The 22,404-nt window shown below is 56.2% G+C and carries 17 protein-coding genes and 6 pseudogenes; 7 read left to right on the top strand and 16 right to left on the bottom strand.

Going from position 1 to position 22,404, the window contains the following annotated elements; all coding sequences use genetic code 11:
- Positions 1–808 precede the first annotated feature (808 nt).
- Positions 809–1,708 carry an integrase domain-containing protein gene (locus JK232_RS22160; RefSeq protein WP_212589704.1) on the top strand — a complete coding sequence of 300 codons (900 nt, stop codon included), beginning with the start codon at positions 809–811 and terminating at the stop codon, positions 1,706–1,708.
- Between the two features lie 509 nt (positions 1,709–2,217).
- On the opposite strand, the gene JK232_RS22165 is transcribed toward JK232_RS22160, so the two are convergent.
- Positions 2,218–2,424, bottom strand: coding sequence for a YdgH/BhsA/McbA family protein (locus tag JK232_RS22165; protein ID WP_016809494.1), 207 nt, complete (start codon positions 2,422–2,424; stop codon positions 2,218–2,220).
- A gap of 293 nt (positions 2,425–2,717) precedes the next feature.
- Between JK232_RS22165 and lacI the strand changes: the two genes are divergently transcribed.
- The 4 genes and pseudogenes from lacI to JK232_RS22185 all read left to right on the top strand — a co-directional run.
- A complete protein-coding gene (lacI, locus tag JK232_RS22170) occupies positions 2,718–3,800 on the top strand; it encodes a DNA-binding transcriptional repressor LacI (RefSeq protein ID WP_016809493.1) in 1,083 nt (360 codons plus the stop codon).
- Between the two features lie 121 nt (positions 3,801–3,921).
- Positions 3,922–6,993, top strand: coding sequence for a beta-galactosidase (gene lacZ, locus JK232_RS22175; RefSeq protein ID WP_045282305.1), 3,072 nt, complete (start codon positions 3,922–3,924; stop codon positions 6,991–6,993).
- 51 nt (positions 6,994–7,044) lie between these two features.
- Positions 7,045–8,298, top strand: a complete 1,254-nt coding sequence (lacY, locus tag JK232_RS22180) for a lactose permease (RefSeq protein ID WP_045282304.1) — start codon at positions 7,045–7,047, stop codon at positions 8,296–8,298.
- A 65-nt stretch (positions 8,299–8,363) separates the two neighbouring features.
- Positions 8,364–8,504 (top strand): annotated as a pseudogene (locus JK232_RS22185) (maltose acetyltransferase domain-containing protein); the annotation flags it as partial.
- A 14-nt stretch (positions 8,505–8,518) separates the two neighbouring features.
- Here JK232_RS22185 and JK232_RS23100 read toward each other — a convergent pair.
- The 3 genes and pseudogenes from JK232_RS23100 to JK232_RS22195 all read right to left on the bottom strand — a co-directional run bounded on the left by JK232_RS23100 (position 8,519) and on the right by JK232_RS22195 (position 9,990).
- Positions 8,519–9,020: pseudogene (locus JK232_RS23100) on the bottom strand (IS1 family transposase).
- Positions 8,939–9,214 (bottom strand): IS1-like element transposase, encoded by a 276-nt coding sequence (locus JK232_RS23035; RefSeq protein ID WP_000179213.1) that lies wholly within the window; start codon positions 9,212–9,214, stop codon positions 8,939–8,941. The pseudogene JK232_RS23100 and the gene JK232_RS23035 overlap by 82 nt, the downstream one beginning before the upstream one ends.
- 78 nt (positions 9,215–9,292) lie before the next feature.
- A protein-coding gene (locus JK232_RS22195; RefSeq protein WP_338086344.1) for an IS1 family transposase occupies positions 9,293–9,990 on the bottom strand; the annotation gives its coding sequence in 2 pieces (ribosomal slippage) (positions 9,293–9,741 and positions 9,741–9,990; 699 coding nt in all).
- Between the two features lie 49 nt (positions 9,991–10,039).
- Here JK232_RS22195 and JK232_RS22200 point away from each other — a divergent pair.
- Positions 10,040–10,972 (top strand): annotated as a pseudogene (locus JK232_RS22200) (IS3 family transposase); the annotation flags it as partial.
- A gap of 67 nt (positions 10,973–11,039) precedes the next feature.
- Positions 11,040–12,020: pseudogene (locus JK232_RS22205) on the top strand (IS5 family transposase).
- A gap of 224 nt (positions 12,021–12,244) precedes the next feature.
- Here the strand turns inward: JK232_RS22205 and JK232_RS22210 are convergent.
- The 12 genes and pseudogenes from JK232_RS22210 to JK232_RS22265 form a co-directional block, all read right to left on the bottom strand.
- A complete protein-coding gene (locus JK232_RS22210) occupies positions 12,245–13,396 on the bottom strand; it encodes a S1C family serine protease (protein WP_003847784.1) in 1,152 nt (383 codons plus the stop codon).
- Between the two features lie 24 nt (positions 13,397–13,420).
- A pseudogene (locus JK232_RS22215) lies at positions 13,421–14,390 on the bottom strand (zinc metalloprotease HtpX).
- Entirely contained in the window at positions 14,368–14,865 is a 498-nt protein-coding gene (psiE-GI, locus tag JK232_RS22220; RefSeq protein ID WP_016154556.1) for a heat resistance protein PsiE-GI, read from the bottom strand. Before psiE-GI ends, JK232_RS22215 begins: the two are co-directional and overlap by 23 nt.
- On the bottom strand, positions 14,862–16,577 hold the full coding sequence (gene kefB-GI / locus JK232_RS22225) for a heat resistance system K+/H+ antiporter KefB-GI (protein ID WP_039185889.1): 1,716 nt from the start codon (positions 16,575–16,577) through the stop codon (positions 14,862–14,864). Before kefB-GI ends, psiE-GI begins: the two co-directional genes overlap by 4 nt.
- 3 nt (positions 16,578–16,580) lie before the next feature.
- Positions 16,581–17,021: a heat resistance system thioredoxin Trx-GI gene (gene trx-GI, locus JK232_RS22230; protein ID WP_000786816.1), complete on the bottom strand. Its 441-nt coding sequence runs from the start codon at positions 17,019–17,021 to the stop codon at positions 16,581–16,583.
- Positions 17,011–18,156 carry a hypothetical protein gene (locus JK232_RS22235; RefSeq protein ID WP_045282331.1) on the bottom strand — a complete coding sequence of 382 codons (1,146 nt, stop codon included), beginning with the start codon at positions 18,154–18,156 and terminating at the stop codon, positions 17,011–17,013. The genes trx-GI and JK232_RS22235 overlap by 11 nt, the downstream gene beginning before the upstream one ends.
- Positions 18,157–18,235: 79 nt before the next feature.
- On the bottom strand, positions 18,236–18,847 hold the full coding sequence (hdeD-GI, locus tag JK232_RS22240) for a heat resistance membrane protein HdeD-GI (protein ID WP_101982333.1): 612 nt from the start codon (positions 18,845–18,847) through the stop codon (positions 18,236–18,238).
- An 89-nt stretch (positions 18,848–18,936) separates the two neighbouring features.
- Positions 18,937–19,824, bottom strand: coding sequence for a heat resistance protein YfdX2 (yfdX2, locus tag JK232_RS22245; RefSeq protein WP_013307890.1), 888 nt, complete (start codon positions 19,822–19,824; stop codon positions 18,937–18,939).
- 102 nt (positions 19,825–19,926) lie between these two features.
- Positions 19,927–20,841: a heat resistance protein YfdX1 gene (gene yfdX1 / locus JK232_RS22250; protein WP_064360302.1), complete on the bottom strand. Its 915-nt coding sequence runs from the start codon at positions 20,839–20,841 to the stop codon at positions 19,927–19,929.
- Positions 20,842–20,863: 22 nt separating this feature from the next.
- Entirely contained in the window at positions 20,864–21,322 is a 459-nt protein-coding gene (gene hsp20-GI, locus JK232_RS22255; protein ID WP_049082097.1) for a small heat shock protein sHSP20-GI, read from the bottom strand.
- 87 nt (positions 21,323–21,409) lie between these two features.
- Complete coding sequence (locus tag JK232_RS22260) at positions 21,410–21,601, bottom strand: hypothetical protein (RefSeq protein ID WP_004118789.1); 192 nt, start codon at positions 21,599–21,601, stop codon at positions 21,410–21,412.
- A pseudogene (locus JK232_RS22265) lies at positions 21,601–22,237 on the bottom strand (ATP-dependent metallopeptidase FtsH/Yme1/Tma family protein); the annotation flags it as partial. The gene JK232_RS22260 and the pseudogene JK232_RS22265, both read right to left, overlap by 1 nt.
- Between the last annotated feature and the right edge of the window lie 167 nt (positions 22,238–22,404).

A 22,404-nucleotide genomic window follows, 5' to 3' on the forward strand; every position in this document is an offset into this window, starting at 1 on the left:
GCTGCGACCACCAATGTTCCGGCAGTCTGTGAGGAGCGCCTTCGGGTGACTGCACAATAAAACTCTCTAAGCCTAGAAGGGAGTACATGAAAAATGTGGCAAATCTGCTCACCTTTGAAAGCAGATATCGTCTATGAAAGCGCACTATGACGCGGCGATGAAGGTTTACTGTGTAGCAAAGCTGCCAGTTTCAATTCACTTCCGTTCTGTGAACGGCATCAGTTCAACGTCTTCTCATTTGCAGTGATACGCCCTGAGTTTCGTACGACTTTTGCGCCGACGTATAAGGCCATTTGGTACATTTGGCCGCTTACGGAGTTGCATTAGGAGCACGAAGCTGCGTGGCGTCACTTGTGAAGTGGCGAAGACACTACCAAGTGACGCGCGCAGCGCATAACGTCTCAACCCACGTAAGACGTGGTTTTCAACGTTTTACTACCATCTGACCAACATGTAGCCCGTGTCAGTGCGGTTTTAAAATCACTTTCACATCAACGTAAGCACGACGGGAGGCCGTCTGAACGTTCAACTATCAGTAAGGAGGAAATCGACTCGGTATCGATGGCGACACTACGAGCAGTAGTGTTGGAGGCAGCTTGACGTAAGTCAGCTCTGCATAAGCAGCAAACAGATCAGAGATCTGGGGTGCCTCGCAAGAACTCAACAATTCGCCGCCCCGATGCACAGATACCAGTCGAGACGCAGGAAGCGCAACAGCAACCGTGTCGTCGGGGAATGAATTGCTGGTCTACAGATCCGTCTGCTTCTTTACAAGCAGAGGGACGTGTATGCCTTTGGAGAGAGTGAAATGTCCAGATTCAGTAAACAGCTGTGCAAACAACTCGTCACGCTTGCCCGTCAGGGGCGGGGAAGTTATAAAACGGTGGCTGACCGTTCAAGAATCGCAGAACGTTTTTCTGAACGACTGTCTGAACTGAATATTCAGATCAGGGACGTAAAACATATCAAAACTTCCCATATTGAAAAGTATATTGAGAGCAGGAAGGCAGATAGTTTATCTCTCAGGACGTTACAGAATGAGATGTCTGCTATCCGTTCTGTTTTATTATCAGCAGGAAGAAATAAACTGGCCGATCCCAGTCACATTAACCTGAGTAATCAGGCGCTCGGGATTTCTGGTGCTAACCGGGATGGAACTAAACTTCCCATTACAGACGAAAAACTTAATGCTGTGGTCAGTTTTGCCCAAAGAAAAGACGAGGGCGTTGCTCTTGCTGTGCAACTTTCCCGATATCTTGGATTGAGAACAGAAGAAACCGTTCAGTCTGCAAAGTCTTTAAAGACATGGAGGCAGGCACTGATTAATAATCATGAGCGTGTCCGTGTTGTTTTCGGGACTAAAGGCGGACGTCCAAGGGAAACGACAGTTTTTAATCGCGAAAAACTTTTATCAATTCTTGACAAGGCAATTAGTTATGTCAGTGAACATAACGGAAAACTGATTGATAAACCCTCTCTGCATACCGCTATTGATCGCTACCGTAATATTGTAAGAGAGGCCGGAATGAATGGTAAAAATGCGCCGCACAGTTTACGTTACGCTTACTCCCGCGATGCTGTAAATCACCATATTAAAAATGGAATGAGTCGCGATGAATCCGAGGCATTAGTTTCAATGGACCTGGGCCATGGAGATGGTCGGGGGCGTTATATTAAACAAGTTTATTTTCGTAAGGAAAAAGAATAGATTGTATCGCTACTGAATTTTCAGGATGTACAGCCACAGCTCATGCAGGGCTGTGGCTTCTTTAAATTATCAATCAGTAAATTTACATGTTCGAATAGCTTTAATGCTTGATGCGCCAGCAAGTCTTACTGTTTCATTTATTGACTTTCCGTTTCTGAAAGGATTGATTGTCTCTTTTTTACTTGTTGGATTTATTTTTAATCTGATAATTGTTTTGACATGCAAAAAATATCGTTTCTTTATTCCGGGTGTGTGAGTCATTCGCATTTTTCTTGACAAGATATCCGCAAGTACTGCTGCCAGTGGGGAGTCTGGAGTTGCTGTACATGATGATGGGTGAGTTTTACCCGACATGTACGGGTAACTCGCAGTTCCCCACCCATGATAGTTTATAAAGTTATTAATGAATCAAAAATAAAAACCTTCAGCATGTAATATTGATATTAATATCTTTGACCGCGTCAATATCCATACCTGTAAAATCAGGGGGCAGTATTACCCCGAACTATTTATTTCGGCAGGATTTCTGCTGTGATATGTACTTTATTTCCCATGCGGGCTTCGGTAATATTATAATACCTGTCACCCTGCTTGTCAGCCTGCTGGCGAATTTTTTCTTCCGTCTGCTCCAGTGTATCGCCTGTTGCCGTCACGGTTTGAGCACAGACTGAAAAAGGCAGGATTATAGAGAGGAATAACGTCATGATATTTTTCATTGACAATCCCTTGATTAATAATTAAATGGATGACTTAAGCCAGGCTGCGATATTCTGGGTAATGCTGTCAACCTGTTGATGACTATTTTAATCTGTAGTCATTCAATCCTTGTAACATCAGGATGATCCTGGTGTCAGTGAAAATACGAAATCAACACGTTGGTATCATTACCCACCTGTGAACTGACGTCGGCATTTTGAATCTCACTTCGGCGTGCCCCCTCCGAATGGCGCAAAACATTTCGTGGTATGGCATGATAGCACCCGAAGAGAGTCAATTCAGGGTGGTAAATGTGAAACCAGTAACGCTATACGATGTCGCAGAGTATGCCGGTGTCTCTTATCAGACCGTTTCCCGCGTGATGAACCAGGCCAGCCACGTCTCTGCGAAAACGCGGGAAAAGGTGGAAGCGGCGATGGCGCAGCTGAACTACATTCCCAACCGCGTGGCACAACAACTGGCGGGCAAACAGTCGTTGCTGATTGGCGTTGCTACCTCCAGTCTGGCCCTGCACGCGCCGTCGCAAATTGTCGCGGCGATTAAATCTCGCGCCGATCAACTGGGTGCCAGCGTGGTGGTGTCGATGGTAGAACGAAGCAGCGTCGAAGCCTGTAAAGCGGCGGTACATAACCTTCTCGCGCAACGCGTCAGTGGTCTGATCATTAACTATCCGCTGGATGACGAGGATGCCATTGCTGTGGAAGCTGCCTGCGCTAATGTTCCGGCCCTATTTCTTGATGTCTCTGACCAGACTCCCATCAACAGTATTATTTTTTCCCATGAAGACGGTACGCGACTGGGCGTGGAGCATCTGATCGCATTGGGTCACCAGCAAATCGCGTTGTTAGCCGGTCCATTAAGTTCTGTCTCGGCGCGTCTGCGTCTGGCGGACTGGCATAAATATCTCACACGCAATCAAATTCATCCGATAGCGGAACGGGAAGGCGACTGGAGTGCCATGTCCGGTTTTCAACAAACTATGCAAATGCTGAATGAGGGCATCGTTCCCACTGCGATGCTGGTTGCCAACGATCAGATGGCGCTGGGCGCAATGCGCGCTATTACCGAGTCCGGGCTGCGCGTTGGTGCGGATATCTCGGTAGTGGGATACGACGATACCGAAGACAGCTCGTGTTATATCCCGCCGTTAACCACCATCAAACAGGATTTTCGCCTGCTGGGGAAAACTAGCGTGGACCGCTTGCTGAAACTCTCTCAGGGCCAGGCGGTGAAGAGCAATCAGCTGTTGCCCGTCTCACTGGTGAAAAGAAAAACCACCCTACCGCCCAATACGCAAACCACCTCTCCCCGCACGTTGGCAGATTCCTTAATGCAGCTGGCACGACAAGTTTCCCGACTTGAAAGCGGGCAGTGAGCGCAACGCAATTAATGTGAGTCAGCTCACTCATTAGGCACCCCAGGCTTTACACTCTATGTGTCCGGCTCGTATGTTATGCGAAAATGTGAGCGGATAACAATTCACACAGGATACAACTATGACAATGATTACGGATTCACTGGCCGTCGTATTACAACGTCGTGACTGGGAAAACCCTGGCGTTACCCAACTTAATCGCCTTGCGGCACATCCCCCTTTCGCCAGCTGGCGTAATAGCGAAGAGGCCCGCACCAATCTCCCTTCCCAACAGTTGCGCAGCCTGAATGGTGAGTGGCAATTTGTCTGGTTTCCGGCACCAGAAGCGGTTCCGGAAAGCTGGCTGGAGTGCGATCTTCCTGTCGCCGATACTGTCGTCGTCCCCTCAAACTGGCAGATGCACGGTTACGACGCGCCCATCTACACCAACGTGACCTATCCCATTACGGTCAATCCGCCATTTGTTCCCACGGAGAATCCGACTGGTTGTTACTCGCTCATATTTAATGTTGATGAAAGCTGGCTACAGGAAGGCCAGACGCGAATTATTTTTGATGGCGTTAACTCGGCGTTTCATCTGTGGTGCAACGGGCGCTGGGTCGGTTACGGCCAGGACAGCCGTTTGCCGTCTGAATTTGACCTGAGCACATTTTTACGCGCCGGAGAAAACCGCCTCGCGGTGATGGTGCTGCGCTGGAGTGACGGCAGTTATCTGGAAGATCAGGATATGTGGCGGATGAGCGGCATTTTCCGTGACGTCTCGTTGCTGCATAAACCGAGCACGCAAATCAGCGATTTCCATGTAGCCACTCACTTTAATGATGATTTCAGCCGCGCTGTACTGGAGGCAGACGTTCAGATGTACGGCGAGCTGCGCGATGAGCTGCGGGTGACGGTTTCTTTGTGGCAGGGTGAAACGCAGGTCGCCAGCGGCACCGCGCCTTTCGGCGGTGAAATTATCGATGAGCGTGGTGGTTATGCCGATCACGTCACCCTACGTCTGAACGTCGAAAACCCGAAACTGTGGAGCGCCGAAATCCCGAATCTCTATCGTGCGGTGGTTGAACTGCACACCGCCGACGGCACGCTGATTGAAGCAGAAGCCTGCGATGTCGGTTTCCGCGAGGTGCGGATTGAAAATGGTCTGCTGCTGCTGAACGGCAAGCCGTTGCTGATTCGCGGCGTTAACCGTCACGAGCATCATCCTCTGCATGGTCAGGTCATGGATGAGCAGACGATGGTGCAGGATATCCTGCTGATGAAGCAGAACAACTTTAACGCCGTGCGCTGTTCGCATTATCCGAACCATCCGCTGTGGTACACGCTGTGCGACCACTACGGCCTGTATGTGGTGGATGAAGCCAACATTGAAACCCACGGCATGGTGCCAATGAATCGTCTGACCGATGATCCGCGCTGGCTACCCGCGATGAGCGAACGCGTAACGCGAATGGTGCAGCGCGATCGTAATCACCCGAGTGTGATCATCTGGTCGCTGGGGAATGAATCAGGCCACGGCGCTAATCACGACGCACTCTATCGCTGGATCAAATCTGTCGATCCTTCCCGCCCGGTACAGTATGAAGGCGGCGGAGCCGACACCTTCGCAACCGATATTATTTGCCCGATGTACGCGCGCGTGGATGAAGACCAGCCCTTCCCGGCTGTGCCGAAATGGTCCATCAAAAAATGGCTTTCGTTGCCTGGAGAGACGCGCCCGCTGATCCTTTGCGAATACGCCCACGCGATGGGTAACAGTCTTGGCGGCTTCGCTAAATACTGGCAGGCGTTTCGTCAGTACCCCCGTTTACAGGGCGGCTTCGTCTGGGACTGGGTGGATCAGTCGCTGATTAAATATGATGAAAATGGCAATCCGTGGTCGGCTTACGGCGGTGATTTTGGCGATACGCCGAATGATCGCCAGTTCTGCATGAACGGGCTGGTCTTTGCCGACCGCACGCCGCATCCGGCGCTGACGGAAGCAAAACACCAGCAGCAGTTTTTCCAGTTCAGTTTATCCGGGCGAACCATCGAAGTGACCAGCGAATACCTGTTCCGTCATAGCGATAACGAGCTCCTGCACTGGATGGTGGCGCTGGATGGCAAGCCGCTGGCAAGCGGTGAAGTGCCTCTGGATGTCGCTCCACAAGGTAAACAGTTGATTGAACTGCCTGGACTACCGCAGCCGAAGAGCGCCGGACAACTCTGGCTAACGGTTCACGTAGTGCAACCGAACGCGACCACATGGTCAGCAGCCGGACACATCAGCGCCTGGCAGCAGTGGCGTCTGGCGGAAAACCTCAGCGTGACACTCCCCTCCGCGCCCCACGCCATCCCGCAACTGACCACCAGCGAAACGGATTTTTGCATCGAGCTGGATAATAAGCGTTGGCAATTTAACCGCCAGTCAGGCTTTCTTTCACAGATGTGGATTGGCGATAAAAAACAACTGCTGACGCCGCTGCGCGATCAGTTCACCCGCGCACCGCTGGATAACGACGGCGTAAGTGAAGCGACCCGCATTGACCCTAACGCCTGGGTCGAACGCTGGAAGGCGGCGGGCCATTACCAGGCCGAAGCAGCGTTGTTGCAGTGCACGGCAGATACGCTTGCCGACGCGGTGCTGATTACCACGGTCCACGCGTGGCAGCATCAGGGGAAAACCTTATTTATCAGCCGGAAAACCTACCGGATTGATGGAAGTGGTCAAATGGCGATTACCGTTGATGTTGAAGTGGCGAGCAATACGCCACATCCGGCGCGGATTGGCCTGACCTGCCAGCTGGCGCAGGTAGCAGAGCGGGTAAACTGGCTCGGATTAGGGCCGCAAGAAAACTATCCCGACCGCCTTACTGCGGCCTGTTTTGACCGCTGGGATCTGCCATTGTCAGACATGTATACCCCGTACGTCTTCCCGAGCGAAAACGGTCTGCGCTGCGGGACGCGCGAATTGAATTATGGCCCACACCAGTGGCGCGGCGACTTCCAGTTCAACATCAGCCGCTACAGTCAACAGCAACTGATGGAAACCAGCCATCGCCATCTGCTGCACGCGGAAGAAGGCACATGGCTGAATATCGACGGTTTCCATATGGGGATTGGTGGCGACGACTCCTGGAGCCCGTCAGTGTCGGCGGAATTCCAGCTTAGCGCCGGTAGCTACCATTACCAGTTGCTCTGGTGTCAAAAATAATAATAACCGGGCAGGCCATGTCTGCCCGTATTTCGCGTAAGGAAATCCATTATGTACTATTTAAAAAACACAAACTTTTGGATGTTCGGTTTATTCTTTTTCTTTTACTTTTTTATCATGGGAGCCTACTTCCCGTTTTTCCCGATTTGGCTACATGACATCAACCATATCAGCAAAAGTGATACGGGTATTATTTTTGCCGCTATTTCTCTGTTCTCGCTATTATTCCAACCGCTGTTTGGTCTGCTTTCTGACAAACTCGGGCTGCGCAAATACCTGCTGTGGATTATTACCGGCATGTTAGTGATGTTTGCGCCGTTCTTTATTTTTATCTTCGGGCCACTGTTACAATACAACATTTTAGTAGGATCGATTGTTGGTGGTATTTATCTAGGCTTTTGTTTTAACGCCGGTGCGCCAGCAGTAGAGGCATTTATCGAGAAAGTCAGCCGTCGCAGTAATTTCGAATTTGGTCGCGCGCGGATGTTTGGCTGTGTTGGCTGGGCGCTGTGTGCCTCGATTGTCGGCATCATGTTCACCATCAATAATCAGTTTGTTTTCTGGCTGGGTTCTGGCTGTGCACTCCTCCTCGCCGTTTTACTCTTTTTCGCCAAAACGGATGCGCCCTCTTCTGCCACGGTTGCCAATGCGGTAGGTGCCAACCATTCGGCATTTAGCCTTAAGCTGGCGCTGGAACTGTTCAGACAGCCAAAACTGTGGTTTTTGTCACTGTATGTTATTGGCGTTTCCTGCACCTACGATGTTTTTGACCAACAGTTTGCTAATTTCTTTACTTCGTTCTTTGCTACCGGTGAACAGGGTACGCGGGTATTTGGCTACGTAACGACAATGGGCGAATTACTTAACGCCTCGATTATGTTTTTTGCGCCACTGATCATTAATCGCATCGGTGGGAAAAACGCCCTGCTGCTGGCTGGCACTATTATGTCAGTACGTATTATTGGCTCATCGTTCGCTACCTCAGCACTGGAAGTGGTTATTCTGAAAACGCTGCATATGTTTGAAGTACCGTTCCTGCTGGTGGGCAGCTTTAAATATATTACCAGCCAGTTTGAAGTGCGTTTTTCAGCGACGATTTATCTGGTCTGTTTCTGCTTCTTTAAGCAACTGGCGATGATTTTTATGTCTATTCTGGCGGGCAATATGTATGAAAGCATCGGTTTCCAGGGCGCTTACCTGGTGCTGGGTCTGGTGGCGCTGGGCTTCACCTTAATTTCCGTGTTCACGCTTAGCGGCCCCGGCCCACTTTCCCTGCTGCGTCGCCAGGTGAATGAAGTCGCTTAAGAAATTAATGTCGGATACGGCGCGAGCGCCTTATCCGACCAACTTATCAGGACGGAATGTTAAAAATGAACATGTCGATGACAGAAAAAATAAAAGCAGGCAAGCTATTTACCGATATGTGCGAAGGCTTACCTGAAAAAAGACTTCGTGGGAAAACATTAATGTATGAGTTCAATCACTCGCATCCATCAGAAGTTGAAAAAAGGGTAATGACTCCAACTTATTGATAGTGTTTTATGTTCAGATAATGCCCGATGACTTTGTCATGCAGCTCCACCGATTTTGAGAGCGACAGCGACTTCCGTCCCAGCCGTGCCAGGTGCTGCCTCAGATTCAGGTTATGCCGCTCAATTCGCTGCGTATATCGCTTGCTGATTACGTGCAGCTTTCCCTTCAGGCGGGATTCATACAGCGGCCAGCCATCCGTCATCCATATCACCACGTCAAAGGGTGACAGCAGGCTCATAAGACGCCCCAGCGTCGCCATAGTGCGTTCACCGAATACGTGCGCAAACCGTCTTCCGGAGCCTGTCATACGCGTAAAACAGCCAGCGCTGGCGCGATTTAGCCCCGACATAGCCCCACTGTTCGTCCATTTCCGCGCAGACGATGACGTCACTGCCCGGCTGTATGCGCGAGGTTACCGACTGCGGCCTGAGTTTTTTAAGTGACGTAAAATCGTGTTGAGGCCAACGCCCATAATGCGGGCGGTTGCCCGGCATCCAACACCATTCATGGCCATATCAATGATTTTCTGGTGCGTACCGGGTTGAGAAGCGGTGTAAGTGAACTGCAGTTGCCATGTTTTACGGCAGTGAGAGCAGAGATAGCGCTGATGTCCGGCAGTGCTTTTGCCGTTACGCACCACCCCGTCAGTAGCTGAACAGGAGGGACAGCTGATAGAAACAGAAGCCACTGGAGCACCTCAAAAACACCATCATACACTAAATCAGTAAGTTGGCAGCATCACCGTGCATCGGGTAATGACTCCAACTTACTGACAGTGTTTTATGTTCAGATAATGCCCGATGACCTTGCCATGCAGCTCCACCGATTTTGAGAACGACAGTGACTTCCGTCCCAGCCTTGCCAGATGTTGTCTCAGATTCAGGTTATGTCGCTCAATGCGCTGAGTGTAACGCTTGCTGATAACGTGCAGCTTTCCCTTCAGGCGGGATTCATACAGCGGCCAGCCATCCGTCATCCATACCACGACCTCAAAGGCCGACAGCAGGCTCAGAAGACGCTCCAGTGTGGCCAGAGTGCGTTCACCGAAGACGTGCGCCACAACCGTCCTCCGTATCCTGTCATACGCGTAAAACAGCCAGCGCTGACGTGATTTAGCACCGACGTAGCCCCACTGTTCGTCCATTTCAGCGCAGACAATCACATCACTGCCCGGTTGTATGCGCGAGGTTACCGACTGCGGCCTGAGTTTTTTAAGTGACGTAAAACCGTGTTGAGGCCAACGCCCATAATGCGTGCACTGGCGCGACATCCGACGCCATTCATGGCCATATCAATGATTTTCTGGTGCGTACCGGGCTGAGAGGCGGTGTAAGTGAACTGTAGTTGCCATGTTTTACGGCAATGAGAGCAGAGATAGCGCTGATGTCCGGCAGTGCTTTTGCCGTTACGCACCACGCCTTCAGTAGCGGAGCAGGAAGGACATCTGATGGAAATGGAAGCCACGCAAGCACCTTAAAATCACCATCATACACTAAATCAGTAAGTTGGCAGCATTACCAAACTCCGGGCGCAACTAAAATGCACCGAAGAAGAACGGTATATCCTGAAAAAGGGCGCGCGGTACTTTGCAAGGGAGCCCGACTGAAGTACCGCTTTATCAATGAGCACCGAACTGTATGGGGTGTGATGACGATGTGTCGGGTACTGAATGTCGCCCGGGCCGGGTTCTATGCGTGGCTGCATGACCCTGCCTCGGCGCGTGATAAAGATAGCCAGCGTCTGCTGACGCTTATCCGTGACTCCTATTCACTGAGCGGAGGCGTATACGGTTACCGCCGGGTTCATGGCGACCTGAACGAAATCGGGGAAATCTGCGGTAAAAACCGGGTGGGCCGTATTATGCAATTGAACCGGATTAAAGCCGTGCGCGGCTATAAAGCTCCGCGTCGTATCGCTGGCCGACCTTTAGTGGTTGCGCCTAATCGTGTGCAGCGGCAGTTTACCGTTGTCCGGGCCAATCACCGATATTACTTATATCCGCACCTGGCAGGGCTGGCTGTGTCTGGCGGTGGTTATCGATCTCTTCGCCCGTAATGTGGTCGGCTGGTCGATGAACCCCACTCTCTCACGCGAACTGGCGCTCGACGCGCTGATGATGGCGGTCTGGCGCCGAAACCCAGACGGCGAGGTCATCGTACATCGCGATCAAGGTAGTCAGTACGGCAGTAACGACTGGCAGAGCTGCTGCCGGGCCAATAACCTTGCACCGAGCATGAGCCGGCGTGGCAACTGCCATGATAATGCGGTGGCCGAATCGTTCTTCAGTTCACTGAAAAAAGAACGCATCAGGAAGAGAATATACAAAACTCGGGATCTGGCCCGGCCGGATATCTTCAATTACATTGAAGTGTTCTACAACCGGGCCCGTCGCCACAGTCACCTCGGCGGCGCCAGTCCGGAGGCCTTCGAACAGGCCTCATCGTGAGGACAGAATTTGTCTACGGGCGTGGGGGCAGTCCAAAATACGCTGATCCCGCCACCCGAGTTCTTCCATGAAGCAGATGACCTTCGCCGACGCCGAGTATGCCGGCAAGGGCAAGCAGACCCGCAAGGAACTGTTCCTGATCGAGATGGATCAGGTGGTGCCGTGAAAAGGGCTGATTGCCCTGATCGAACCGCATTATCCGAAAGGCGAAGGTGGTCGCCCGGCGTATCCCTTGATGGCGATGCTGCGTATCCATCTGATGCAGAACTGGTTCGGCTACAGCGATCCGGCCATGGAAGAAGCGCTGTACGAGACGACCATCCTACGTCAGTTCGCCGGGCTGAGCCTGGAGCGTATTCCTGACGAAACTACCATCCTCAACTTCCGTCGTCTGCTGGAGAAACATGAGCTGGCAGCCGGCATCCTCTGTGTGATCAATGGCTACCTGGGGGATCGCGGTCTGTCGCTGCGCCAGGGCACTATCGCCGATGCCACGCTGATCCACGCGCCCAGTTCAACCAAGAACCAGGACGGCAAGCGCGACCCGGAAATGCACCAGACCAAGAAGGGGAACCAGTATTACTTTGGCATGAAGGCGCACATCGGCGTTGATGATGAATCGGGGCTGGTACACAGCGTGGTGGGCACGGCAGCCACCGTGGCGGATGTCACCCAGGTCGACAAACTGCTGCACGGCGACGAGAACGTCGTCTGCGCCGATGACGGCTACACAGGCGTCGAAAAGCGCTCCGAGCATGCCGACCGAGAAGTGATCTGGCAGGTCGCAGCACGCCGCAGCACCTACAAGATGCTCGATAAACGCAGCGCCCTGTACAAAGCCAAGCGCAAGATCGAGAAGGCCAAGGCGCAAGTGCGAGCGAAGGTAGAGCCCCCGTTTCGCGTGATCAAGCGGCAGTTCGGCTACACCAAGGTACGTTTCCGAGGGCTGGTGAGGAACACTGCACAACTGGTGACGCTGTTTGCCCTGTCGAACCTATGGATGGCCCGCCGACATTTGCTGGCAAGCGCAGGAGAGGTGCGCCTGTAATGCGGAAAATGGCCGTCGCAAGGTGCTCGCGACGGCTGAAAGCACCGAAATGAGCGGGTGATCCGATCGTTTTTGATCGGTTCACCGCTTTCAAAATCAGCAGTGGCTGAAGTCAGCCGGAAATACAGGGCTACTTCAGACCATCCCTAGCTAGGGCTCGTAGTTCGGCGCAAGGCTGAAGTCGCTTGGCTGCTTCGCTGTGCAGATCCATGACCCACTTTCCATCAAACTCCCGGTTGTAGTTCCACAAGCATCTCGCGAGTCTTGCCGGCCCGCTCCACTAACAAGACCACAACATCTCCAACGTTCTTGTCGTCTAGCCGGGCCTGTAATGTGGTGACGTCGTCGACGGCGATACCGTCGATGCTGATAACGCGATCGCCGGGCACGATGCCGCCTGCGGTGACCTCGACGCCGACGAGCCCGGCCCTGTGCGCCGCCGAGCCCGGCGTCACGCGCAATACGAATACGCCCTTACTGCCGGTCAGCGCCTGCAGACGCGCGTTGAGCTGCTCATCCACCTCGATGCCCAGCGCCGGACGGATGTACTTGCCGGTCTTTATGAGTTGCGGCACCACGCGCATGACGGTATCGACCGGCACCGCAAAGCCTATGCCGGCCGAGGCGCCAGACGGACTGTAGATGGCGGTATTGATTCCGATCAGCCGCCCAGCCGAATCGAGCAGCGGGCCACCGGAATTGCCGGGGTTGATGGCGGCGTCGGTCTGGATCAGATGATCGATGGCCGGGCCGCCCGCTTCTCCCGGCAACGAGCGGTCGAGCGCGGAGACGATACCAGTGGTGAGCGTCCAGTCCAGGCCGAAGGGGTTGCCGATAGCGAACACCTTCTGACCCACCTTGAGGTCGGCACTGGTGCCGACCGGCACGGCCGGCGGGCGCTTGAAACCGACGCCGATCTTGAGCACGGCGATGTCGTGCGCGGGGCTCGTCCCCACCAGCGCGGCCTGGTAGTCGCGGCCGTCGGCCAGTTTGACGGTGGCTTCGGACGCGCCCTGGATGACGTGGAAGTTGGTGACGACGTGGCCGGCGTCGTCCCAGATGAAGCCCGAGCCAGTGCCGCGCGGCACGGAGAACACGTTGCGCGTCCAGACATCGCGTACTAATTGCGCGGTGGTGATGTAGACCACCGAGGCGCGCGATTTTTCGAACAGTTCGATGGTGGTTTTCTCGTCCGCCGCCAGATCGCCACGCGCCATCACGGTGCGTTCTGCTGCCTCGCGCGGACTGAACCATGCCTCGATGGCGGGCAGAAATTGCCACAGCAGCATGAGCGCGGCAATGCAGGCGGTGATGAAGAGCCCGCGCCGGACGAAGCGGTCCGGCGCGGGGCGTTGGTACGGGTCGAGATAGGCCATGAGACGTCTCCTGTTGATGGGCAATCAGCGCCACAGCCCGCTCGGGCGCCAGCGCGGTGGGCGCGTCGCCAAAGCGGATTCCGGCAAAAAATGGGGCGCGCGGAGTGGCAACGCTGATGCTGGCCCAGGCGCCAACGTCAGCAGGCGTGCGATGCGCTCTTGCGTTGCCGGACGCGTGCGCAAGCAGGAGGGCTCGGGATTGCCCCATCCCGGCCATAGCCAGGCACGCCAGGAGCGGCTGACCCGCTCGATTTTCGCCAGCGCGGACGCCAGCCCCTGCGGGTCGCCAGTCAGTTCCGCCGCAAGGCGGTCAGCGTCGAACTCACGCACGCGAGACAAGCCGAGCTGTGCGAGCAGGGCCAGCTGGGGCGATGCGGCCAATAACAATAGACCAGGCCAATAGACCTCCGCCGCGCCAACCAGCTGCGCGGGCAGGCTGAGCAGGATCGCGATCTGTCCCATCAGGGCCAGTAGGCTCGTGAGGCGACAGTCGGAATCCGCCAGCCCCATGACACGCAGATCCTCATTAGCGATGTGCGCGACCTCGTGCACGAGCACACCCGCCAGCTCGCGTGGGCTCAGGCTGCGCAGCAGGCAGGCCATCGGTGAGGGCGATCGATGCCTCCTGCTTCGATCCGGTGGCGAAGGCGTTGACGACGGCACTGGGCACATAGTGCGGCACCGGCGTGGCGGGCAAACCGGCACGGGCGGGCAGCTCGCGCAACAGGGCCCACATCTTGTGGGCTTCTTGCGGGTGCAAGGCCCGTACGCGGTACAGGCGCAAGCTCAGCGCCGACGCGGCTACCGGTTCCAGCAGCAACGCACCTGCAACGGCAAACAGCGCTAGCCACAGGCAGCCTTCCCCAAACGGCAGTCTCCCTGCTGCGGCTGCGATCCCGACCATGGTCAGGACCAACAGCCCGGTCTGCAGGCGGTTGAGCCAGCGGTGTTGCAAGAGCGCCGTGCGCGGATCACTGGGATGATGACGGGTCATGCTCAGAGGTCTCGGCGGCGCGGTCGCCGCGCTTGCGCAGCAGCCAGTAGGTCGCACCCAGAGCCAGCGTGGCGCTTGCCAGCGCGGCTATCTTTGCGGGGCTCGCGTCGGAGTCGAGGATCACGAACTTGCGGGAGAGTGCGATCAGCGCGATCAGGACCACCGTCTTGACCTGGATGATGCTGTCCCGACGCAGCGCCACGCGCACGATGGAATGCTTGAACTCCATCGCGATCAAGAGCGTCATGATCATGCCGAACACGCTCTGGAATACCTCGTGGTCCAGGGGATTGAAGGCATCTAGAACCAGCAGCGTGAAGACGATGGAGATGAGCTGGAACAGCGACACCACGATGATGACGGCGATCACCGCCGACAGCACGAGCGCGACGACCTGCTCGAAGCGCTCGTAAAAACTCATGATGGCCAATTGGTCACGTAAGACCTGAAATGGGTTAAGGCGTGTTGATTTCATGACGATGAACTCCCTGGAAAACGGCTGCTGTCGAGACGGCGGCGCATTGCGCTGATGTGTCCTTCAATCAGCTCGGTCGACATGCCAAGCGTCGACATCACCTGTTCCGCCAGCCCAATAGCTGCGGCAAAGGATTGCTGATACACGCGCACGTTGGGCATGGCGCGAAATGCATCGGCCGCGGTCGTACTTCTGCATGACACCCACAAGGTCAGCGCCGGACGGCGCTCGGCAATCGCCTGGGCGATGCGCAGCGCTTGCTGGGCATGGGCGAACGTCAGCACCACCAAGTGCGCATGCGTCAAGCCGGCAGCCAGCAAGGTATCGGGCCGACTGGCATCGCCATGGAACACCGGCGCGCCGGCGGCACGCGCGGCCTCGACCTTCTGCGCGTCCGCCTCCAGCAGCAGATGCGCCACGCCGGCGTGGCGAAGAATCTCGCTGACTGTCAGGCCAAGCTCGCCCGCGCCGCAAACGATGACATGGTCTCGATATCGCGTCGTCTGCGCGGCGATCTCGACTTCTTCAGCCTGGGGTGGCTGAATGACGCCGCCGGTGCGGCTCAAGAACCGGGCAAGTACATCGTGATGGCGGATCAGTAGCGGTGCCAGGGCCATGCTGAGCACCAGCGCGACCAGCATGGGTTGGACGACGGTCGCGGGGATCAGATGCTGCTGCAAGACCGTGCCCAACAACAGCAGGGCGAACTCGCCGCCGTGCCCCAACGCTATGCCCGTGCGCCAGGCATCGAGGGCGGACAGGCGCGTCGCCCGCAAGGCCAGCGTATTGAGCAGGATCTTGACCGGTACCAGCACCACCAGCCACGCCAGCACCGCCAGCGGTGCCGAAAGAATCTGTGCTGCGTCCAGTTGCAGGCCGATGGTCACGAAGAACACGCCCGACAACACATCGCGAAACGGCCTGAGGTGGCTTTCCATGTGGTGCCGGAAGTCGCTCTCGCCCAGCACCATCCCGGCGAGGAAGGCCCCCAGGGCGGCGGATACGCCGACCGCGTGCGCAGCGGCGGCGGCAGCCACCACCACGCACAAGGAGACGAGCACGAACGATTCCTCGTGGCCCCGCCGCGCCACCCAGCCCAGCAGGCCATGCAACAGACGGCGCGAGGCGAGGGCCGCTGCCGCGAACAGCAGCAGCACACCGAATACTTCGAGCAGCACATGCTCGATCTTCGGCGACTCGCCGCGCGCCCAGATCGCCAGCAAGGCCAGCAGGGGCACGCTGGCCAGGTCCTGAAAGACCAGCACGGCGATGGCACTGCGTCCGTGGCGGGTGGTGAGCTCGCCTTGGTCGGCCAGTTGTCGGCTGACCAGCGCCGTGGACGACATGGCCGCCGCAGTGCCGAGCAGCGCGGCGCTCTGGCCGGGCTGCCCCAGCCACATCAATAGCAGGATCAGCGGCGGGGCCACGGCGATCATCTGCAGAGCGCCCGCCATCAGCACCGTCCTGCGGGCGAGCCAGAAGTCTCCGAGGGAGAATTCCAGTCCGACCATGAACAACAGCAGCGCCACGCCCAGCTCGGACAGAAAGCTCAGCGTCTCCCCCGGCGCGATCACGCCGATGACTGAGGGGCCCAGTACAACGCCGACAGAGAGATACCCCAGCAAGGCGGGCACTCTGAACGCCGCCGTCGCCATCGCCGCCAGGCTGCAAGCTGCCAGCAGGATTAGTGTAGTGCCGAGCAAGCCCTGCATCGGTCAGCGTCCCACTTGCGTCGACGTCCAGCGCACGATGTCCTGCGCGCCCATCACGCCGGCCTGACGGGCGATCTCCCGCCCACCCTGGAACAGGGCAAGCGTCGGGATGCTGCGGATACCGAACTGCGTGGCCAGGTGGGGCTCAGCCTCGGTATTCACCTTCGCCAGCCGGATCCTCGGTTCGAGCTGGTGCGCCGCTTGCTGGAACTGTGGCGCCATCATCTTGCACGGCCCGCACCATGGCGCCCAGAAATCGACCAGCAGCGGCAGATCGCTGCGCTCCACGTGGCGCGAGAACGTCGCCGTGGTCAACTCGATGGGCTCGCCCGTGAACAAGGGCTGCTGGCAGCGGCCACAGTTGGGATGTTCCGATAGCTTCGCAGTCGGTACGCGGTTGATGGACTGGCAATGCGGGCAGACAAGGTGAAGATCATTCTTCATGGTTCGCCTCCTTGGACCACAGTGAGGCTGCCTCGTTTCGGGTCACAGACAATGCCGACCAATCAACGCCTTGGAGCCAATCGTTCCCGTTTTTGCTTACTCCGGCCTCTTCCAGATGAGCAGCGATGAATGCTTCGGCCTGCATGAGCCACCTTCGGACAGCATCTTCCTTACTAGGAATCAGCAGGATTTCAGAGACGCTGCTGGCATTCAGCCCGTCCACACGGATAAGCAGAAAAATGCACCGCCACAAACGCGGCATGTCCTTCAGCAGGTCAAATGCAAAAGCGAACTCGCTCGACCGATCAATCAGCTCCTCCTGTTCCGCGATCGTTGCGACATCGGGATGCTGACTGCCAGCGAAAATATCGGCCAGCTTGAGTGTGTCATCGTGCTGATAAAATTCGAAGATTTCCTCTTCCACCATGGCCTCGGCCACGTCTTGGGCATCCGGTTCGACCGGCGCGTCCAGAGAAACGGATTCGCCAAATTGCCGGCTGCTTGCCACTTCGTTATCCAGGACGGCGAACAGATGCTTCAAAAGACCGGTGTAAGCCTCTTTTTCCCCCGGCACGGATTGCCATTCCACCTTAGCTCGGACAATCGCTTCATCCACCACGTCGCGCAGCGTCGGATAATCGCGCGGTAAATCGCCGACGGCCCGCAGATAAGCCAGCTCACGCCTTGCGACAGCCTCAAGTTTCGACAGTAGAGGCATTCGGGTCACCTCGGCCTCATGGGCGGCTGATGCGGGTTTTGCGGCAATCCGCACCTTGAGCTCGCGCAAGCGCTCGCGTCGTGCTTTGCGCTTGATTTGATCCTGAGCATGCAGTCGGTCAAAATGCTTCTTGGCCTGACGGAACAACGACTGTGCGAGCATCTGCGCGAGGGGCGTCAGCTCGTTATGTGATGCAGTAACGCTGACAATCTTTTTGCCGGGCAGGTGCATATAGCCACTGGCCAGAAATTGCCGCTTGATCTTGTCGCGATCAAGGACGATTTGAAGTCGCGCTGAATCTTTAGTGTGTTTGTCGAGCAATGGCTTGAGGGCGTGCTCGATCACATTTCCCAAAGCTCTCTGCCAAGGTTCATGAAACTCTTTGTCGATAGCTCGATAGCTATATTGTATCTGCATGTATGACTCCTTCGATGTCATTTCTATGGAGGCATGAATCGAGGATGCTCATATCCATAGATTTTGGTTTGGCACGCTCTTACCCCAGGCGCGTTTTGCGAAGACTCCAACTCAAGAACAAAAGCGTGACGCCATAGACTGCCGCATGGAAACCCAACAGCCAGCCTGCGGCCACGAATGACTCGACCGGACGGGTAAAAAATATCCACAAGACGATAGCACCAAGGATAATCGAGAGCAGTCCACTGAGGGCAAGCCAGATTTCACCCTTGATTTCCCGACGCAGCCGAACGGCGGCGGATATCTCCAGCACACCGGTGAAAATCGCCCAGAAGCCCACGCTAGCCCATAAAAAAGAAGCCAAGACTATCGTGGCGACCCAAGGAGCAACCAGGACGACGACGCCCGTAAGTATGCCGACAATGCCGCTGAACAGCAGCCAGCCCCAGCGCTCTTTTTTCTGGATATGGCGCACCGCTGCAAACAAGTTGAACGCGCCATTGACCAAGGAAAATGCGCCGAACATGATGGTCATGGCCAACAGAGCCGATTGTGGCATCCAGAACGCGAGGGCTGCAAAAATCAATGCCAAGACACCGCGCAGCACAAAAAGCCACCAATTTTGGCTCAGCGAACACAGTGCTTTGGTGGGGTCATCCGCATTGGAATTGGCGATGGTGTCTGTTTTCATGCAATATCTCCTAAAGATCTATACAAAATAAAAAATCAAACACTCATGGGACAAGAGAGGGGGCGCTATGCGCCCCCTCTCCAGCGGTTTCAGAACAACCTGGACAGTTTTGCCTTGACTTCATCGAGCCAGCCTTTTCCGCAGCCTCCCCCTCCCGTCTTTTCCTTGATTTTCTTGAGTTCAGCGTACAGGGGCTCAAAGTCCTTCCTTTTTCCATAGCCCAGCAGTTCTGCCATTTCCAACTGCTGCCGGGCTTCGTTCAACAATGTCTCCAGGCGCTCATTGGATGCTTCGCTGCGCTGACCATCTTCTACCAGGGGCTCGGCGCGCTTCAGGAGCAGCTTCGCACGCAGGACGGGCAGCGGAAGCACGCTGCGCTCCTCGACCAGCGTGCTGAGCGCTGACTGCAGCGCGGCTTTGGCTTCTTCGATCTTGCCCTGATCGATCAGCGGCACGACTGCCTTCACGGCTGCGGGATAGGACGCCAAAGGGATGCTGGTGACCGTGATCACGATTTCACTGGCCAGCAAAGCCAGCACGTGGCGAGCCTGTTGCACCTCGCCATGTTTGAGGGCATCCAGCGCCTCGTCGGTCATCGCCTCAATGGTTTCCGTGTTGGCGAACAAGTCGTGCACGATGGTGCGCACATCAACGCCGGCCAGGGCGAGCGTGGGTTCGCGCGCGACGATCAGCTCCAGCTTTCCCGTCACTTCGGCCAGCGTTGCCAATGCGCGTGCAGTGTCCTTGCCGTCAAGTGCGGCCAGCGCTGATTTGGTCAGCGACAAGGCCGAGACTGCCTCATCGAGGACTTGTTTACGTTTGTCTGCCGCCTGCGAGTCCGTTTCTTTCTGAACCTCAGGCTGTACCTCCGTGACGACTTCAGGCTTGGACTCTGGACTGACAGGAAGGCTGCTTACCGCGGCCTGTTCGTTTTTTCCTTCGTTCGTCGCATTGGGATTCGGTGTTTGCTCATTCATGGTGATATGCCTCGTATGAGATAGTGAAAATAGGCGAATCTATTGGGGCTGAATGCGAACATCGCGAGACTGACCGACAGAGCAGTCAGCCCCTTCATCACCTCAAAACAGCTTTTGGATGCGCGTCTTCAACTCGTCGAACCATCCCTTGCCGCTTTTGCCACCAGCCGACTTTTGCTCAATGGACTTCACCTGATCGAAGATGGGTTTGAAGTCCGCCTTCTTGCCATAACCCAGGATCTGCGCCATCTCGATCTCCGTGCGCACGGACGACAGCAAGGTGCTGAGCTCCTCGTTCTGCTTGGCATCGCGCCTGTCGGTCTCGGCCAGCTTTTCAGCTTTTGCCATCGCGGCTTCGGCCCGTAGCACGGGCAGAGGAAAGGCGACCGAGGTCACCACCAGCGTGTTCAGTGCTCGGGCGAGTTCCGCTTTGGCGTTGTCGATCTTGCCGCTGTCGATGAGCCGTGCGGCCGACTTGATCGCTGCCGGGTACGTTGCCATCGGAAGGTTGTCGGTTTGGATTACGATTTCGCTGGCCAGATTGGCAACGATGGGCCGGGCCTTTTGCACCTCGCCATCACCCAACAACTCCCGAGACAACTTGACCGCTTTCTTTACCGATTCCACGTTGGCGTGGATATCGTGGGTGATGACGCGTACATCGACCGGCGCCAAAGCAAGTTTGGCGTCGCGTGCCAATACCAGTTCCAGCTTTCCGCTGGCCAGTTCCAGCGCAGCAAGCGCCTCCTTGGTCTTGTTTGCATCAAGGAGGGTCAAAGCCTCCTGGGTCTTGGTGAGCACCGTGATGGCGTCTTGAGTGAGCTCGGCACGCTTTTTATCGGCTTCCCGGGCGGCCTTGTCATCTACCTGTGGCTGTGCCGCCTTGGATGCGGCAGAGGGTGCTGAAGCACCTGGGCTAGAACCTGCCGCCGATTGGGCCAGAGCCGGTCCGCTCAGTCCGACGACAACCGCCAGGGCAAGTGCGGAGAAGGTGTATTGTGGCTGTTTGATATTCATGATCTTGGGCTCTTGATTGAAGTTAGTTGACTGAGATTTCAATCTGTTTCGGTTTGGCTTGCTCGGCCTTGACAAGCCGCACTTCCAGCACGCCGTCTTTCATGGAAGCCGTCACCTTGGTCGGATCAACGTTGTCAGGCAAGACAAAGCTGCGCACAAAGCGGCCATAGGCACGTTCGATGCGGTGGAACTTCTTGCCCTGCTCCTCTTTTTCCAGTTTGCGCTCGCCGCTGATGGTGAGCACACCGTTTTCCGCGCTGACGCGCACGGCATCCTTGGGGACATCCGGCAGATCCAGCTTGAGGAGGAATGCGTTCTCATCCTCGCTGATGTCCGCCATTGGAGCCCAGTCCGCCGTGGTCATGGCTTCGTTGCCGGTACGGGCGCCCTGTCGCTGGGGTATTCGTCCGGACATCGTCGCCAGGCGGTTTTGCAATTCATCCAGTTCCCGGAAGGGGTCCCACGGAGTCAATGCAGACATATCGGTTCTCCTTGAACAATGCCGACGAATTGGATGACGCACTGAACAGAGCCGTCGGTTTACTCTGAATGGCAGCTACTACTGTTTTCAGTTCCGAACAAGTCCTTGAGTCAATTGACGGATATCGCTTTCGTCGAGCGTTTCCCGCGCCAGCAGCTCGCGCGCGCAGCGCTCCAGCACCGCGCGGTTGATGTCGAGAATCCGGTAGGCGCGCTCGAACACGCCCATCACGATGTCGCGGATAGCCTGATCGATGCGCGCCTGGGTCGATTCGGCCACCCGGCAACAGCCTTGGCCAGCAATGTCTTGCCGGTGCCCGGTGGGCCGACCAGCAACACGCCCTTGGGAATGCGCGCCCCGAGACGGCCATAGTCCTGCGGATTCTTCAGGAAATCGACGATCGCGACCAGCTCCGCCTTGGCCTCATCCCCCCCCCGCCACATCGGCGAACGTCACACCGGTGTTCTTTTCCACGAACACCTTGGCGCGGCTCTTACCGATGTTGAGAAACCCGCCCATGCCCTGCTTCTCGGCGAAGCGGCGGAACAGGAAGAACCAGACGCCAAAGAAGGATACCGCTGGCAGGATCCACGACAGCACATCGCTCAGCCAGGTGCTCTCCAACACGCGGGCATAGGGTACGTCGTACTTCGACAGGCGATCGGCAAGATCGGGTTCGACCCTCGTTGCCACGATCGTCGTCTTGCCCCGGCTGTCCGGCGACTTCAGGCGCCCGGTCACCGTACGATCCGACACCAGCACTTCGGCCACGCGCCCCTCGTCCAGCGCCTTCTCGAACTCGCTGTAGGGCACCGGCTCGACGGTTTTCGCCGTCTGCCAGTAGCTCTGCAAACTCAGCAACAGCAGGAGGGCAACGATCCAGTAGCCGGTATTCCATTGATTCTTTTTTTCCATGGACCGTGTTCCTCGAAAGTCGAGTTGCCAGAGGATCAGGTGAACAGACGGGCCGCACCGTCACGCAAACGGATGGCCAGCGAGCGGGAGGGCAGTGCCGCCGCTGATGAGCAGCCCCCACGGCGTGGCCGACCGCGGATCACGCTTGTAGACGACCGCCACCGCGA

This window comes from Nissabacter archeti, from assembly GCF_018257325.1.
Taxonomy (GTDB): domain Bacteria; phylum Pseudomonadota; class Gammaproteobacteria; order Enterobacterales; family Enterobacteriaceae; genus Chimaeribacter; species Chimaeribacter arupi.